Raw genomic sequence first — 17,006 nt, 5'->3', positions numbered from 1 at the left:
CACCTCCTAATTTTTAAGTAATTGAATATTTTTAGGTGAAATTTTCAAATAAACCGAAAAATTTTCAGCTGCTTTTTGATTTTTTTCATATTCCCACCAGATGATTTCGTCTGAATATTCAGTCTGACAATATTTTTGAATTTCAAAAGGACTCTCTGTTTGATCGATTACTGTCACTTCAAACGTATTTTGCTCTCCTACTTGTCCTGTTTGAAAATAATGAGAACGTATACCAATATAACTAATGTCTATTGATATTTTTTCATTAGTTGTTAGCTCAATACCCCAATCAAGCGCACGTAGTTGATAATCACTTATTTTTTCGATTGCTGAAAAATTTTTACAGCCAGTTAATTTTGATGTGGCCAAATACTTAGGTTTTGCGAAAATCCTTTTTAAATCACCTTGTTCAAGCGTTTCCCCTTGATGCAAAATAATTAGTTTTTCACATAAACGATAGGCTTCGTTACGATTGTGGGTAACAATGAACACGTCTCCTTGATAATTATTAATGAAATTTTTCATTTCTAATTCGACTTTATCTTTTAAAAAAGTATCCAACGCGGAAAAAGGTTCATCTAATAATAAAATTTCAGGTTCACTCGCTAACAAACGAGCCAATGCTACCCTTTGCTGCTGACCACCTGATAACTCTTCGCCGTATTGATTAGCTATGTTTTCTAGCTCGAATTGCTGTAATAGCTGGTTGGTTCGTTGATTAGATTTTTTCTTTAATCCACTAGCAATATTTTGACGGACAGTGAAGTTAGGAAACAAAGCGTAATTTTGAAATAAAATGCCTACTTTTCTTTTTTGCGGTTTCAAATTGATTTTTTTCTGCGAGTCAAATAAAGTTCGTCCGTTTAAACGAATATATCCTTCATCTGGTGTTTCAATTCCAGCGATACATTTTAAAAGCATACTTTTTCCAGAACCAGAAGCTCCTAATAATGCAGTCAAATCATCCTGTGAAGTAATTTCTGCTGAAAGAGTAAATTCCTGTAGTTTCTTTTTTATCTTCAATTCTAAGCTCATATTTTTCCCTTTTTTCTTCTTTTAAATGTTAGCACATTCATTAGCACAACAATAACAAATGAAAATACGACAATAATTCCTACTTCTTTATAGGCGTCTTGCATACGACCCGCAGACACGTAAGAATATATTGATAACGGCAAGGTACGAGTAATTCCTGGAATATTTCCGGCAATCATCGCTGTGGCTCCGAACTCTCCCAAACCTCTGGCAAATGCTAAAATTCCACCTGATAAAATTCCAGGAGTTGCCAAAGGGAGCTGTATCCGTAAAAATATATAGGTTTCGGATAATCCTAATGTTCGAGCGGCATACAAGTAGTTTTCATCCACCTGCTCTAATGCACCCAGAGCGGATCGATACATCAATGGAAAAGAAATGACTACTGCTGCAATCACCGTTGCCCCCCATGAAAATGCAATCCGCCAATTAAATATTTCCAAAAATAATTTCCCTAATGGTCGCTGAACACCAAAAAGATATAATAAGAAAAAACCAGCAACTGTTGGCGGTAAAACCATTGGTAAAGTTAAAAGGCCATCAAAAACTGCTCGAATACTTTTGTGCCGTAAACCACTAACGAACTTTGCCGTTAGTAAGCCCAATACAAAAGTAATCAAAATCGAAACTAGTGCCGTCTTCATTGACAGCATAAATGGTGACATAAAATCCCTACTTTCTACAATAATCCACCGTGTCCTAAATCAGCAATATCAGAAAAATCGACCGGTATATCTGCCATAATACGAGGGAAAATAAGGTCAAAAACAGTTCGTTTAGCAAAAATAACTGAGCCTGGCAATCCCATGATTGCTTGACCGGTTTTTGTATAAGCCAACGCAAACATGGCGCCCGGTAAAACTGGCGTTCCATATGTTACAAAATCATCCGCACTTTCATTAATTGCTCGCGGTGTCAGATCGTCAGCATCAACACTCATTCCACCTGTACATAAAACGATATCGGCAATTGCCAACATTTCGTTAACCGCTTCTTTAATCATAGATAATTGATCATCAACTATTTTCACTGCTACAATTTCAGTCGGATAGGCGGCCATTTTTTTTCTAAGCACTGGTTCAAAGCCGTCTTTAATTCGTCCTTTAAAAATTTCACTCCCTGTAGTAACGATTGCAACTTTTTTAAACTTAAATGGCGCAATCTCAAGTAACGGTGCTGGGCCAACTAACTCAACAACTTGATTCATTTTTTCTTTTTCAATAAATAAAGGAATAACACGCATTCCTGCAACAGTCTGATCTTTTTCAGCTTCAAAATAAGTTGGCTTTGTCGCAATCATCATTTCACCAAAGCTATTGAGTTTCTTTAAACGTTCCACGTCAACTTTTAATAAACCCGAGACTTTAGATTTTGCTTCAATTTTTCCTTCTGAAACATCAGTTGGATAAACATTTTCCGAAGCACACATTTGATATAATATTTCCGCTGCCGCCTCTTCGTGGAGCATATCGTCAGATTCTGTCCAAACGTAGAGATTTTCTTTCCCCATCGATAACAAAATTGGAACATCTTCAGACTTTATCAAATGCCCTTTTTTAAAGCGAGGACCTTTTTTTTCACCTGGAATAATCTGAGTTACGTCTTGGACTAGTCTCATACCGACTGCATCTTTTGTTGCTATTGTTTGCAAATAAATCCCTCCTTCATAAAAAAACGTAGTAATCTTATTTTAAGATTACCACGTTCACAATTTAAAAGATAGCGCTTTATTGAAAAAAAGTTTGGTGTGTTTAAAATTATTTAGCACTTTATTTACCCACCAATTTGACTCATGTGTCGCCAGGTTGGCTTCTTATCTTTTACTTTATCAGCTTCTGCTAAGGCCATTTCATGATTTTCTGGTTTTGTCCCTAAAATAGTTTGAATTTTTTCTTCAAAAGCTGAAAAATCAGCAATTTCTTCTCTAACGCTATCCTCTTCATCCCAATATAAACAAGATTTCACACAACCATCCGCAGTAACTCTCAGACGATTACAGCTTTCACAAAAATTGCAGCTGATCGGATGAATCAAGCCGAAGCTCCCTTTTCCACCAATTATTTTATAATTGTCAGAAGGACCGTTTCCTGCTAAATCGATTGCTTCAACTTTCCAACCTTGCATATCACAAATATCAAAAACTTGTTCAATACCCATATATTGTTTCGCCCAGTCCGCTTTATTTTCCTGACTAATCGGCATAAATTCAATAAAGCGAACATTAACATCATGATCAATGGAATATTTTAAAAAATCAACCATTTCATGATCATTTTGACCATTGATAATAACCGTATTAATTTTGATTTTATCAAAAGGCAACTGGCTAGCGACTTCAATTCCATTTAGTACTCGTTGTAATTGGCCACCGCGAGTCATTGTTTTGTAACTAACTGGATCAAAAGTATCCAAACTAATATTCAAGCGATTTAATCCTGCCTGGTATAATTTTTCAGCTTTTTTAACTAATGCTAAACCATTGGTTGTAACTGAAATATCTTCAATTTCAGGAATTTCAGCAATACCAGTAATTATTTCTTCAATATCTTGCCGTAATAATGGTTCTCCTCCTGTCAGGCGTATTTTTTTTACACCCATAGCAGCGAAATTTTCTACCATTTGAATAATTTCATGACCACTTAATACTTTGTCATCTGGAAAAAAAGGTAATCCTTCTTCTGGCATACAATAAACACAACGGAGATTGCATTTATCAGTCACAGAAATACGAACATAATCATGGACTCGCCCAAAACGATCTTTTAAAATTTTCGTTTCTGGTTTCATCATAGTTCTAACCTCCACTAACTGGCGGTATCAAAGCAATTTCAGCAACATCGTGAGAAAAATAGCTTTCGTCAATCACAAATTGTTGATTGATTGCCACGTTACACGTCTTAATTTCTCCTTTAAACAATGGATAAGCATGACTCATTGCTGAAAGAATAATCTCTTTATCAATTTGTTCTGGTAATTCCAATGAAACCTCTGGACTGACTTGCTCACTTAGATAAGCAAATAATTTAATTGTCTTCACCATTCATCGTTCCTCCCCATCTTGTTTCGTTTTTGTTCAATTCTTTTTTCCAAATTGGGACAGTTTCCTTTAAATGATCAATGATATATTCACAACCTTCAAAAGCCTCTTTACGATGCGGCATTGCCACGCCAATAAAAACTGCTTCATCAGTCACAGCTAGTTCCCCTAAGCGATGAACAATAATTACACGAGCTCCCTTTGCTTCCACAGGGGCTGCTAATTTTTCTAATTCTTTGATCGCCATTTGATGGTAAGCAGTATACTCAATTTTTTGAGTTTGTATGTCCCCGGTCCACTCACGAATTGTGCCATTAAAAGTCACAATCCCACCAAATTTCGGATCTTTTAATTGTTGATACAGTTCGTTTACTTGGATTGGTTCTGTTTGTAATTTTATGATGGCCATAAGAACATACCTTCCTATAAAAGTTCTCCTACGCTTATTTTTGCAAACGTTTCCTTACCAAATATTATATTACAAAAATAATTTTTTTGATACCTAAAAAAATATATTTTTTTATTATTTAAGATTGATTCTTATTTGTAAACAAAGTGACCACTCTTACCACCTTTTTTCTCTATTAAATGACAGTCCGTAATTTGCATTCCTCGATCCATCGCTTTACACATATCATAAACGGTCAGAGCTGTAATTTGACAAGCGGTCAAGGCTTCCATTTCAACACCGGTCTGATGATTCACTCTTACAGTTGCTGTAATTGTTAACGTATCAATCTGATTGTCAGAGAAATGAATATCCACACCACTTAACGGCAAAAGATGACACATGGGAATTAATTCACTGGTTTTTTTTGCAGCCATAATTCCAGCAACTTGTGCAACCGCCAACACATCTCCTTTTTTCACTTGTCCCGCATGAATTCGTTGTAGCGTTTCTTCTGCCATAATAATTTTCACCGTCGCAGTTGCTTCTCTAGTGGTTACAGCTTTCTCACTAACATCCACCATTTTGGCACGATTTTGCTGATTAAAATGCGTTAAATTATCCATTTATTAGTCCTCCTAGAAATTCAATCTTAAAAAATACAATTACAAAAACTGCTTTATATGTTACTTTTGAGATAGTTATTACATTTATTTTATCAAATTGTGAGGAAAAAGCTATGAACCGTTATGATCGTCAAATCCGTGTTTCAAAAATTGGACAAACCGGACAAGATAAAATTACTCAAGCAACTATTCTAATTGTTGGCTGTGGCGCTCTTGGTACATATGCTGCTGAGCAGCTTGTTCGTGCTGGAATTAAACACTTATTTTTAATTGATCCTGACACCGTCGAATTAAGTAACTTACAGCGTCAAACACTTTTTACAACGGCAGATGCAGAAAAAAAAAGGCCAAAAGTAATTGCTGCTGCAGAACAATTACAACAAATTAATCCTGCTGTCGAAGTCACTACGCAACAAGCTTACTTTGACCATGGTATTTTTGAACAATTTCAAATGGTGGATTTAGTATTAGATTGTACCGATAATTTTTTAGTTCGCAGTTTCATTAATGATTTTTGTTTGCATTATAAAAAACCTTTTATTTTTGCCTCATGTGGAGGGACAAGTGGACAAGTAATGGCGCTACACCCTAGTAAGGGACCTTGTTTAAATTGTGTTTTTCCTAATCTTACTGAATTAGAAGGACAAAGCTGTGAAACTTTAGGGGTAATTACACCATTAATTCCAATGATTTCTAGCATTCAAATTTCATTAGCTTTTCAGTTAATTGTTGAGCCAAAATTGATTGATTGGCACACGATGCACGTCATTGAAGCTTGGCCTTTTCATACTTACCAATTTAAAATTTCTAAAAACACAGATTGTCCTGTTTGCTCAAAACATAAGCTGCCGATTGAAACCCAAACCGTATCATTAAAAAAAGCCTGTGGTAATATTTTTCAAGCAAATTTTTCTAATATAGATCTTCAATTGCTGGAAAAGTACGCCCAAAAAGAAAACTTAACTTACAAGAAAAATAATTTAGCTATTCAAATAAAACTAAATCAGTATAATATGACCAGTTTTAAAAATGGTCGCATGCTTTTTTACGGCTATCATGATTTAACTGAAGTAACCCCTGTTTTTGAAAAGTTCAAAAAAATAATAGGAGATAAGCATTAATTTGCTTATCTCCTATTATTTATCCTCTTAAATCAATCGGCGTGTACTCTAAATCATGAGATACTTCCATGTAGGCCGGACGAATGATTTTATTACCATTTACCAACTCTTCAATCCGATGACTAGACCAGCCAACAATTCTGGCAATCGCAAACATTGGTGTGTATAATTCTTCCGGCAATCCCAGCATATGATAGACAAACCCCGAGAAGAAATCGATATTGGCACTCACACCTTTATAAATATTTCGTTCTTCAGCAATTACTTTGGGGGCCAAATATTCGATACGTCGATACAAGTCAAATTCTGCTTGTGCTTCTGAACCCTTTTCACTCGCTAATTTTTCAACATAATTTTTGAAAATTGTTGCCCTTGGATCAGAATCTCCATAAATTGCGTGACCCATACCATAAATCAACCCTTGTTGGTCAAAGACTTCTTTGTTTAGAATTTTTTTCAAATAATTATAGATTTCTTCATCATCCGTAGGATCAGTAATTTCTTTTTTCAAAAAATCCATCATTTGTGTCACTTTAATATTTGCGCCACCATGTTTAGGTCCTTTTAATGATCCCAATGCTGCGCCAATGGCTGAATAAGTATCTGTGCCACTGGAAGTCACTACTCGAGTGGTAAATGTTGAGTTATTCCCACCGCCATGTTCCATATGTAGAACTAATGCCATATCTAAAGTTTGTGCCTCTTGGAAAGTATATTTTTTATCTGGTCGTAACATTGTTAATATTGCTTCGGCTGCACTTAAAGATTCATCTGGTCGATGGATATACATACTTCCTTGATTATCATAATGATTATAGGCATGGTAAGCATAGACTGCTAACATCGGAAAGATACTTATTAATGAAAGACTTTGATCCAAAACATTTTCAATTGACGTATTATCTGCTTGGTCATCATAACAGCCAAGGGTCAGAACACTTCGTGACATCGCATTCATAATACTATGAGAAGGTTTTTTCATGATAACATCTCTCGTGAAGTTTTTCGGGAGCGTTCGTTTTTTAGCAATAATCTGCTGATAATTTTCAAGTTCATGTGAGGTTGGTAACTGTCCAAATAATAACAAAAAACTAATTTCTTCAAAGCCTAAACGCTCTTCAGAAACAAAGCCACCTACCAATTGATTAATATCAATTCCTCGATAACGTAGCTCTCCTTTATCAGAGATAATTTTTCCATCTACAATTTTTTGTGGATAAATTGTAGAAATATTAGTCAAACCTGCCAAAACACCTTTCCCATCAATATCTCGTAAACCTTTTTTTACATCATATTTATTATATAATGAAGTATCTAATTGGTCTTCTTTTCTGCAAAGCGCTGCCATTTGATTCAAATCTAACATGGATATGTCCTCCTAACCAATCTTTTTATGCATAAGTAATTTGATTTACATTATAGCATCATTATTTTAAAATGAAATACTTTTAACAAATAGATTTACTTTCTTTTTTTTTCACCGTATAATTAGTCAAAAGATTTCTATGAAATAACAATGATGGAGGTTATAGATTTTGGATAACAAAAAAAAGCTAACAGTAAATAACGAACAATATACCTTTTTTGATTTAGAATCAACTGTAAGTTCCTTGGGAAAAGATATCTCGAAGTATCCTTACAGCATTCGCATATTATTAGAGAGTTTAATCCGTCACAATGAATCCGAAGATTTAGCTGATTTAGTGAATTACGATGCAAAAAAACCAGACGGCGTGATTCCTTTCCGACCTTCTCGTGTCATTTTACAAGATTTTACAGGTGTACCTGCCATTGTCGACTTAGCAGCGATGCGAGATGCTGTCGTTAAACTGGGTGGCAAACCGCAACTAATTAATCCAGAAATTCCCGTGACACTAGTAGTCGATCATTCGGTTCAAGTTGATTGTGCTGGAAAGCAAACCAGTCTAGCATACAATACCGAAAAAGAATTCGAACGTAATCATGAGCGTTATCAATTTTTAAAGTGGGCGCAACAAGCTTTCGATAATTTTGAGGTTGTCCCTCCTGAAACAGGCATTATTCACCAAGTAAATTTAGAGTATCTATCTGATGTTGTTCTAACCGCTGAAAAAGCAGGCGAAAAAATTCTTTTCCCTGATTCTTTAGAAGGAACTGATTCTCACACAACTATGATCAATGGCTTAGGTGTCTTAGGCTGGGGAGTTGGTGGGATTGAAGCCGAAGCGGCAATTTTAGGAGAAGCTTCTTATTTTCCAACACCTGAAGTAATTGGTGTGAAAATAAGTGGTCAACTCCATCCTAGTACAAATGCAACTGATTTAGCTTTACATTTGACACAACTGCTTAGAAACGAAAAAGTTGTTGGAAAATTCGTTGAGTATTTCGGCGAAGGTTATCAAAAACTCAATCTTTCTGACCGAGCAACTATTGCTAATATGGCACCAGAATATGGAGCCACTTGTGGTTATTTCCCGATTGATCAGGAAACTTTGAAATACTTACGTCTGACTGGACGTTCAGAAGAACAAATTGCACTAGTAGAAGCTTACACTAAAGCAAATCATTTATTTTACGACCCAACAAAAGAAGCTGAATATTCACGGATTATCCATTTAAATTTAGCTGATATTCAACCAGCTTTAGCTGGACCGAAACGTCCACAAGACCGCATTCCAGTTAAAGAAGTAGCAGAAAATTTTAAAACGACCTTAACGAATCCGGCAGGTCCTCAAGGATTTGGGTTAACAACAGCAGAAATTCAAAAAACTGCTGTAGTCAAAGATCGCAATGAAAAACTACAAACTGGTGATTTAGCATTGGCTGCAATTACAAGCTGTACAAACACTTCAAATCCATCGGTCATGGTGGCCGCTGGACTATTAGCCAAAAATGCGATTGAAAAAGGATTAGCCGTTCCTGATTTTGTTAAAACTTCATTAGCCCCTGGATCAAAAATTGTCACAAGTTATTTAGAAAAAGGTGGTTTAATGCCTTATCTGGAACAGCTTGGTTTTGATTTAGTTGGTTATGGCTGTACCACTTGTATCGGTAATTCTGGTCCTTTAGATCCCGCTATCGAAGAAACAATTAAGGAAAATGATTTGGTTGTTTCGGCTGTTTTATCTGGCAATCGGAATTTTGAAGGACGGATTCATCCATTGATCAAAGCAAACTATTTGGCTTCACCACCTTTAGTCATTGCATATGCATTAGCTGGGACGGTCACTAAAGATTTAACCAATGAACCAATTGGATCAGGCCCAGCAGGACCCGTTTATCTAGAAGATTTATGGCCTAGTAATAAAGAAGTCGAAAATTATATTGCTAATTATTTAGAACCTGAAGATTTCACAGAAGCTTACAAGGATGTTTATCATTCAAATCAACGTTGGAATCAAATTGAAACATCAGCAGGTGCTGTCTATAGTTGGGATGATGCTTCGACTTATATAGCAAACCCACCTTTTTTCGAAGACTTAACAGAAGAAGTTACCATCAATCAAGATTTATCTAATTTAGCGGTTTTAGCAAAATTTGGTGATACTGTTACGACAGATCATATATCACCTGCTGGAAATATCGGTTTGGATTCTCCAGCTGGAAAATATTTAAAAGCTGCTGGCTTAACTTACAAAGATTTTAATTCATTTGGTTCACGACGAGGCAATCATGAAGTAATGATGCGGGGAACTTTTGGCAATATTCGGCTGCAAAATCAATTAACACCTGAAATAACTGGCGGCTATACCAAATATTTACTAACTGGCGAAGAAATGTCAATCTATGATGCAGCAATGAAATATCAAGAAAACCATCAAAATACTGTCATTTTAACTGGAAAGGACTATGGTATGGGTTCTTCCCGCGATTGGGCAGCTAAAGGAACTGCCTTATTGGGTGTAAAAGCTGTTTTAGCTGAGAGTTATGAACGAATTCATCGTAGTAATCTAGTTATGATGGGTATTGTCCCATTTGAATATTTACCGGGAGAAAATGCCGAGACTTTAGGATTGACTGGAAATGAACAATTCAGCTTTGATTTACCAGATGAACCTACAATTCAACAGTTAGTTACAGTTTCTGTAACTGGTGAAAACCCATTAAAATTTCAAGTAAAATTACGGTTTGATGCGCAGGCCGATATTGATTATTGGAAAAACCAAGGTATTTTACCCTTAGTTATCAGAAAAAAAATAAAGGAGCGTGCCTAATTGTCTAATACACCTACTATTCCTTATATTGCCGGTGACGGTATTGGCCCTGAGATTTGGCAAGTTACTGAAAAAGTGGTAGATGCCGCGGTAACTGCTGCCTATCAAGATGAGAAAAAAATTAATTGGTTGGAAGTTTTAGCTGGTGGAAAAGCTTTTGAAGAAACAGGTACTTGGTTACCTGAAGAAACATTAGCAGCCATTTCAGAGTATAAAATTGCTATTAAAGGTCCATTAACTACCCCAATTGGCGAAGGATTTCGTTCGCTAAATGTGACCTTACGACAAGATTTTGACTTATATGCTTGCGTGCGGCCTGTTCGGTATTTCCCTGGCGTTCCTTCACCATTAAAGGAACCTGAAAAAACCAATATGACAATTTTTCGAGAAAACACTGAAGATGTGTATGCTGGGATTGAGTTTGAGAAGGATTCCAAAGAGGAAGCAGAATTGTTTAATTTTTTGAATAAACAATTAAATGTCAGTAAAGTTCGCTTCCCTGAAACTACGGCTCTTGGAATCAAACCAATCTCTAAGGAAGGTAGCCAGCGTCTTGTTCGCTCAGCAGTTGAGTATGCTATTTCAAACAAGCTTACGCGCTTAACGCTCGTTCATAAGGGCAATATCATGAAATTCACTGAAGGTGGCTTTAAAAATTGGGGTTATGAATTATTGAAAAATGATTTCCCGCAAACTTTTACAATGAAAGAATATCACGATATTCTGACTCAGGAAAATCAAGCTGCTGCTGATGCTGCTTTAGAAGAAGCTAAAGCTGCTGGAAAAATTATCGTCGACGATGTGATAGCTGACAATTTTTTACAACAAATTTTATTATATCCAGAAAAATTTCAAGTTGTTGCGACAACTAATTTAAATGGAGATTACATTTCTGACGCTCTAGCAGCACAAGTTGGTGGCATTGGCATCGCGCCTGGTGCAAATATTAATTATCAAACCGGCTTCGCTATTTTTGAATCTACTCATGGAACAGCACCGGATATTGCAGGTAAAGGCTATGCTAATCCCTGCTCATTATTACTTTCGGCAACGATGATGTTAGATTACTTAGGCTGGAATGAAGCCAGTCAAAAAATTATCAACGCCATCGAAGTAGCACTAAAAGATTATAAAGTAACTAAAGATTTCGCTTCTGCATTGAAGATTGAGGCCCTTTCAACTAGTGAGTTCGGTGACTATTTGATTTCGTTATTATAAAATCATAACAACTTGCGCTCTGCTATCCTTTTGCCTAAAATAGATGTAGGAGGTGAGCAAATGAATTACTACGATTCAATCAGTGATTTATTGTTAGACTTGCGGGCAGATCTTGAAGAAATCGGCGATGAAATGATTTGGGCTTACTACAAAGATGAAAAATTAGTTGATTATCGCTATAAAAATAGCCCAGATGAATCAACCCCAAAAGGTTATAATGGTGAAGTTATCAAAGAAATCCTTGCTTCAGAATTATACCAAGGATTACGTTAAAAAGACTCCTTAGCAAAATGCTAAGGAGTCTTTTTGTAATTCAAACTCAAGATAAAGCTCTCAAAGATATTTAATTAAAGAATACACCATTAGAAACGCCGTGAATTTCACTATATTTAACTTCTATTTTGCCGTTAGACGCATCAATTTTATCGACATCCAGTCCATAAAATCGTTGAACATCAACCACACACTTGTCATCTTCTAACTGAATCACCTCACCAATGATCGGACGGGCAAAATCATTTTTACGACATTCATAGTTTCTTCCAACAATAATCGCTTCTTTATTCATATATTCACCTCATTGATTAATTTGACTACGTTTACATCGTAACATTTCTTCAAAAAGATTGCTATACAAACCGAATATTTCTCATATAATCATCTTATTAGATCATTTAATCCACATACTTCATTAATAATGCAATATATCTCTCTAAATATTCTCGATCCATTTGATCATAACTACCGATTTCTGTACTATCGATATCTAACACACCAATCAAATTATCCTTTTTCACAATTGGAACAACAATTTCAGAACGAGCACTAGAATCACAAGCGATATAATTTTTATGAGTTAAAACATTATCAACTATCATTGTTTGTCTCTTTTCCGCTGCTTCACCACATACTCCTTTGCCCAGTTTGATATGCACACAAGAAACCCCACCTTGAAAAGGTCCTAAAATTAATTCTTCGTTCTTATAAAGATAATACCCTGCAAAAACAGTATCTGGTAAGGTCATATTTAACAATGCAGATGAATTTGCTAATATCGAAATGAGATCACTTTCTCCTTCCAACAATGCTTCTTGTTGCATCAACAATAAATCATAAGCTGCCTTTTTTTCTTCTTGATTTTTCCAACTCATTTTTGTCATCTCCTTAGGTGCAATATAGATTACTTTATCATTTCAACTGATAATTGGAATAAAATCAAATAATTGCGACTGTGTCAAGCTGATTTCAAGATAAATGAACTAGATTTTTATTTCAATTTGGTTACAAAAAATACGATTGGATAAAAATTCATCGTTTTTACTTTTTTCCTTCAAATATTTCTATATAATCAATTATGGTATTATCGAAGAATTGACAATAAATTATTGAGATAAATAAAAGGATTAAGTGAGGATTAAAAATGATCAAATTCAAGAAATCTACTGCATTACTAGTATGTGCACTAACGTTAGGCGGCCCTTTAGCGGCAAGTGCTGATGAATATGACCAAAAAATTGCTGAGCAAGATCAAAAAATTGCTGATTTAACTGGCCAACAGGGCGCAGTTCAAACACAACAAAGTACAATTCAACAAGAAATTACTGATTTAGAAACACAAGTAAATGATGTGTTAAAACAAAAAACAACTGAAGAAGAAAAATTAAGTGAATTAACTAGTAAAATCCAAGTTTTACAAGAAAAAATCGAAAAACGTGAAGCACGCTTAAAAGAACAAGCCAGAAATGTTCAAACAGACCAAGGTTCAATGAATCTTGTCAGTGCTGTAATCGATGCTGAATCATTTGGTGAGTTTGTTGAAAAAACAGTAGCAGTTACTAAAATGGTTTCTACAAGTAATGAAACTATGACGCAACAAAAAGCCGATAAAGATTCCTTGAAAAAACTAGAAACTGAAGCCAAAACAAAATTAGAAACCATCAACACTAAAACAAATGAATTAAAAGCACAACAAGATAAGCTAGTTGAAACAAAGCTTTCACAAGATGTAAAAGCAAATCAACTTCAAGCAAACTTAGCAACTGAAGTTAGTCAAAAGGAACAATATCAAGCACAACAAGCTGAAGCGGAAAGAAAACGTGAAGAAGCTTTGAAAGTCTTAGAAGAACAACGTAAAGCTGAAGAAGAAGCTCGTCAACAAGCCCAAAAAGAAGCCCAAGCAGCAGCAGCAAAAGCGGCTGAAGAAGCTGAAAAACAAGCAGCTGAAGCTGAGACTGCTGCACAAGCAGCGGCGGCACAAGTAGCAGCAGCTACGGCACAAGAACAAGCGCAAGTGGCTCAAACAGCTACAGATGCAACAGCAAATAATAATACAGTAGTTTCTACACCAACACCATCAACTAGCGCTCCTGCAAGTAATGCAAGTGGTTTTGCATCACCTCTAGGAATTTCATTAGTTGTTACTAGTCCTTTTGGTGGACGAGTTGATCCAACTGGTGCTTCTGGTACCCAACATGATGGTATTGATTTCGCTGGTGCAACTGGTACATCAATTTTTGCTTCAAAAGCAGGAACTGTTGTAGAATCAGGATTCCATTGGTCAGCTGGGAACCATGTTGTTATCCAACATCCAGATGGCTACTACACTTACTACATGCATATGGTTTCATCACCAAGTGTAAGTGTTGGTCAATCTGTGAGTGCTGGACAAGTATTAGGCGGCATGGGAACTACAGGTAATTCAACTGGTGTTCATTTACACTTTGGTGTATCAACAGCTTTATGGTCAGGGTTCTTAAATCCAGCACCATTACTAGGAATTTAATATTTAAAACACTTCCCTCTTTCTTATAAGAGGGTTTTTTTGCAAAAAAAAGTAGTAAAGAAAATTCCTTTACTACTTTCAACTATATACTATTCAGCTTCTTCAATATCTTTTGAAATACTATCAAAATCTATTTCTTGTTCCAAAAAGTCTTCGTCATTAATCGGAAAATGTTGACGGAACTCTTCTAGCTCTTCTAATGCGACCTTGCCTTCACTTAATTTAAAATCTAAAACATGACCACCAAAAGTACGATCATCACTAATGAAGTGAAGATGAAACCCTGCAACAGAAGCCCCATGAAATAAACTGGGGGTAAAGAAGCCAACAATCGTCCCTTTCACGTCATTTGTTTCAAATTCTGGTTGATGTCTTGCAACTTCAACAAATTTAGGATAAGGCTTTTCTTGTTTTTGCACCACCCGTACATGCATATGCTGGAAAGTTCCGGTAATTTTCACAGCAGCAAACAAGTTGGGACTTAGTTTATCTAAAATTTCTTGTTTTACTTCTTGGCTATCCTTTAATCGCTCAATTGGAAAAGTCTGTTGTTGAACGAATTTAGTAACTGCAGAATAAGTAGCCAACTCTTGACCAGTTAAAATATGGACATTTCCTTCTTCATTAACATGATAAGCAACACCGTCAAGAATAACTAATTCGCCATTCGATCCACTCAATGTCCCGATACCTAAATCACCTTGTTGCAACATATCTGAAATTGCGACTGTGCCATCCATCAAGCTTGCCATTAAACCGCCAAGCGTACCGTGTTGATATAAATAATTCAAAGTATTCACCTCTTAATAAAATTGATCTGGCAACATTGTTTTGCCTAATTCTTGGTTATCCGAATAATCAATTGGCACATCAATAATTACTGGTCCTTCTGTGTCCATTCCTTCTTTAATTGCTGCGTCTAACTCTTCAGCTGTAGTTGCTCGCAATCCTTTTGCGCCAAAACTTTCCGCATATTTTACAAAATCAACTGGACCAAATTTAACACCAGAAGATCGATCATACTTCATTTCTTCTTGAAATTCCACCATGTTATAGGCGCCATCATTCCAAATAATATGAATAATTTTTGACTTCAAACGAACTGCTGTTTCCAACTCTTGAGCTGAAAATAAAAATCCTCCATCACCTGAAATTGAAAATATTTGCGTATTTGGTCGCACTAAAGCAGCTGAAATTGCCCAAGGTAAAGCGACACCTAATGTTTGCATCCCGTTAGAAAATAGCAAACGCCTTGGTTCATAGCTTCTAAAGTGACGTGCCATCCAAATGTAATGACTCCCAACATCAACAGTTACTGTCATTTCGTCAGTCACATTTTTTTGTAAAACATTAATGGCTTCCAATGGGTGTACAACTCCATCTTGCCCTCTTTCTTGATTTTTGTCATCTATTTTCAACTTTTCTTGTAATGTTGCTAGATAATCTAATGAATCTTTTGGTAAGTGATAAGGTTCTTTAAAAGCATCTGCCAAATAATCAATATTTTGTGCAATACTTCCAATTAATTCCAATTCTGGTTGCATAAATTGGTCAATTTCCATTTGAACTTCATCAATCACAACCACATGGGCATCTTTTTCAGCATTCCAGTTTCGAGCTTCATATTCGATCGGATCATAGCCAATCGCCAAAACTAAATCACTTCGTTTCAACAACATATCGCCTGGTTGATTTCTAAATAAACCCACCCGACCAAAGAAGTCATCTTCCAATTGACGTGAAATAATTCCAGCGCCTTGGAAAGTTTCTACTACTGGTAAATGTGTTTTTGCGATTAAGTGACGAATTGCAGCTGTTTCGGCTTCTGCTGACGCACGCATACCAACTAACAAGACTGGTAATTTGGCAGCTTTAATTCTTTCGACTAAGTCTCCAATTTCTTTTTTGGAAGCTGCTCCTAGTTTTGGTGTCGCTAGTGGCTTAATTGCTTCCCCATTAACTTCTCCATCTGTGACATCTTGAGGAATAGAAAGAAAGCTTGCTCCCTTTTTAGCAGTTTTTGCAATCCGATAGCCATTCGCGATAATTTCCGATAATGTTTCTGGATCTTGAATTTCGGTACTATATTTAGTAATAGGTTCGAATAACGCAGCGTTGTCCATGCTTTGATGGGTTAATTTTGCTAAATCTGATCGCTTGACTTGACCAGCTAAAGCTAAAACAGGATCTCCTTCAGCTGTTGCAGTCACCAAGCCTGTTGCTAAATTACTCGCTCCAGGACCACTGGTAGCAATCACTACCCCTGGTTCACCAGTCAATCGCCCGATTGCCTGTGCCATAAAGGCTGCATTTTGTTCATGCCGTGCTAAAATTAATTGCGGTCCATGATCTTCTAATTCATCGAAAACACCATCAATCTTCGCACCTGGAATACCAAAAATATAAGGAACTTGATGATTTTCCAAACTTTTAACAATAATTTCTGATCCTTTTTTCGCCACTGTTATACATCTCCTAAAAATCTGTATTATTAACACTATGAATAATACCACTTAAACTTATATATATCAACAATGAAACACCGATATTTTTTGTTATATAATTTTTAGTTTGTTTTCTCGTTAAGTTTAAGATAAAATAGATAC

General features: G+C 35.9%; 17 protein-coding genes. 5 read left to right on the top strand and 12 right to left on the bottom strand.

Annotation, left to right across the window (positions count from 1 at the left end):
- Positions 1 to 6: 6 nt before the first annotated feature.
- From KUA55_RS03190 to moaC, 7 genes are all read right to left on the bottom strand, one after another.
- On the bottom strand, positions 7 to 1,035 hold the full coding sequence (locus tag KUA55_RS03190) for a sulfate/molybdate ABC transporter ATP-binding protein (RefSeq protein ID WP_218324718.1): 1,029 nt from the start codon (positions 1,033 to 1,035) through the stop codon (positions 7 to 9).
- Positions 1,032 to 1,700 carry a molybdate ABC transporter permease subunit gene (modB, locus tag KUA55_RS03185; protein WP_218324717.1) on the bottom strand — a complete coding sequence of 223 codons (669 nt, stop codon included), beginning with the start codon at positions 1,698 to 1,700 and terminating at the stop codon, positions 1,032 to 1,034. The genes KUA55_RS03190 and modB overlap by 4 nt, the downstream gene beginning before the upstream one ends.
- A gap of 14 nt (positions 1,701 to 1,714) precedes the next feature.
- Entirely contained in the window at positions 1,715 to 2,686 is a 972-nt protein-coding gene (locus KUA55_RS03180) for a molybdopterin-binding protein (protein ID WP_218324716.1), read from the bottom strand.
- Positions 2,687 to 2,808: 122 nt separating this feature from the next.
- Entirely contained in the window at positions 2,809 to 3,825 is a 1,017-nt protein-coding gene (moaA, locus tag KUA55_RS03175; RefSeq protein ID WP_246601357.1) for a GTP 3',8-cyclase MoaA, read from the bottom strand.
- 4 nt (positions 3,826 to 3,829) lie between these two features.
- A complete protein-coding gene (locus KUA55_RS03170; protein ID WP_218324715.1) occupies positions 3,830 to 4,075 on the bottom strand; it encodes a MoaD/ThiS family protein in 246 nt (81 codons plus the stop codon).
- Positions 4,059 to 4,481: a molybdenum cofactor biosynthesis protein MoaE gene (locus KUA55_RS03165; RefSeq protein ID WP_218324714.1), complete on the bottom strand. Its 423-nt coding sequence runs from the start codon at positions 4,479 to 4,481 to the stop codon at positions 4,059 to 4,061. Before KUA55_RS03165 ends, KUA55_RS03170 begins: the two co-directional genes overlap by 17 nt.
- 131 nt (positions 4,482 to 4,612) lie before the next feature.
- On the bottom strand, positions 4,613 to 5,086 hold the full coding sequence (moaC, locus tag KUA55_RS03160; RefSeq protein ID WP_218324713.1) for a cyclic pyranopterin monophosphate synthase MoaC: 474 nt from the start codon (positions 5,084 to 5,086) through the stop codon (positions 4,613 to 4,615).
- 113 nt (positions 5,087 to 5,199) lie between these two features.
- Here moaC and KUA55_RS03155 point away from each other — a divergent pair, with 113 nt between their 5' ends.
- Positions 5,200 to 6,207: a HesA/MoeB/ThiF family protein gene (locus KUA55_RS03155; protein WP_218324712.1), complete on the top strand. Its 1,008-nt coding sequence runs from the start codon at positions 5,200 to 5,202 to the stop codon at positions 6,205 to 6,207.
- 19 nt (positions 6,208 to 6,226) lie between these two features.
- On the opposite strand, the gene KUA55_RS03150 is transcribed toward KUA55_RS03155, so the two are convergent.
- Positions 6,227 to 7,573, bottom strand: coding sequence for a citrate/2-methylcitrate synthase (locus KUA55_RS03150; protein ID WP_218324711.1), 1,347 nt, complete (start codon positions 7,571 to 7,573; stop codon positions 6,227 to 6,229).
- Between the two features lie 169 nt (positions 7,574 to 7,742).
- Between KUA55_RS03150 and acnA the strand changes: the two genes are divergently transcribed.
- From acnA to KUA55_RS03135, 3 genes are read left to right on the top strand one after another with little or no spacing between them, the layout of a single operon-like run.
- Entirely contained in the window at positions 7,743 to 10,400 is a 2,658-nt protein-coding gene (acnA, locus tag KUA55_RS03145) for an aconitate hydratase AcnA (RefSeq protein WP_218324710.1), read from the top strand.
- Positions 10,401 to 11,618 (top strand): NADP-dependent isocitrate dehydrogenase, encoded by a 1,218-nt coding sequence (gene icd, locus KUA55_RS03140; RefSeq protein WP_218324709.1) that lies wholly within the window; start codon positions 10,401 to 10,403, stop codon positions 11,616 to 11,618.
- Positions 11,619 to 11,678: 60 nt separating this feature from the next.
- Entirely contained in the window at positions 11,679 to 11,891 is a 213-nt protein-coding gene (locus tag KUA55_RS03135) for a hypothetical protein (RefSeq protein WP_218324708.1), read from the top strand.
- Between the two features lie 70 nt (positions 11,892 to 11,961).
- Here KUA55_RS03135 and KUA55_RS03130 read toward each other — a convergent pair whose 3' ends face one another.
- Positions 11,962 to 12,186 carry a hypothetical protein gene (locus KUA55_RS03130; protein ID WP_218324707.1) on the bottom strand — a complete coding sequence of 75 codons (225 nt, stop codon included), beginning with the start codon at positions 12,184 to 12,186 and terminating at the stop codon, positions 11,962 to 11,964.
- Positions 12,187 to 12,292: 106 nt separating this feature from the next.
- Positions 12,293 to 12,769: a GAF domain-containing protein gene (locus tag KUA55_RS03125; RefSeq protein ID WP_218324706.1), complete on the bottom strand. Its 477-nt coding sequence runs from the start codon at positions 12,767 to 12,769 to the stop codon at positions 12,293 to 12,295.
- 269 nt (positions 12,770 to 13,038) lie between these two features.
- On the opposite strand from KUA55_RS03125, the gene KUA55_RS03120 reads away from it, so the two are divergent.
- Positions 13,039 to 14,400: a peptidoglycan DD-metalloendopeptidase family protein gene (locus KUA55_RS03120; protein ID WP_218324705.1), complete on the top strand. Its 1,362-nt coding sequence runs from the start codon at positions 13,039 to 13,041 to the stop codon at positions 14,398 to 14,400.
- Positions 14,401 to 14,489: 89 nt separating this feature from the next.
- Here the strand turns inward: KUA55_RS03120 and budA are convergent, their stop codons facing one another.
- Positions 14,490 to 15,200 carry an acetolactate decarboxylase gene (budA, locus tag KUA55_RS03115; protein ID WP_218324704.1) on the bottom strand — a complete coding sequence of 237 codons (711 nt, stop codon included), beginning with the start codon at positions 15,198 to 15,200 and terminating at the stop codon, positions 14,490 to 14,492.
- 3 nt (positions 15,201 to 15,203) lie between these two features.
- A complete protein-coding gene (alsS, locus tag KUA55_RS03110; protein WP_218324703.1) occupies positions 15,204 to 16,862 on the bottom strand; it encodes an acetolactate synthase AlsS in 1,659 nt (552 codons plus the stop codon).
- Between the last annotated feature and the right edge of the window lie 144 nt (positions 16,863 to 17,006).

This window comes from Enterococcus alishanensis (assembly GCF_019218635.1).
Taxonomy (GTDB): Bacteria; Bacillota; Bacilli; order Lactobacillales; family Enterococcaceae; genus Enterococcus_A; species Enterococcus_A alishanensis.
This window is presented reverse-complemented; position numbering and strand designations above follow the sequence as displayed.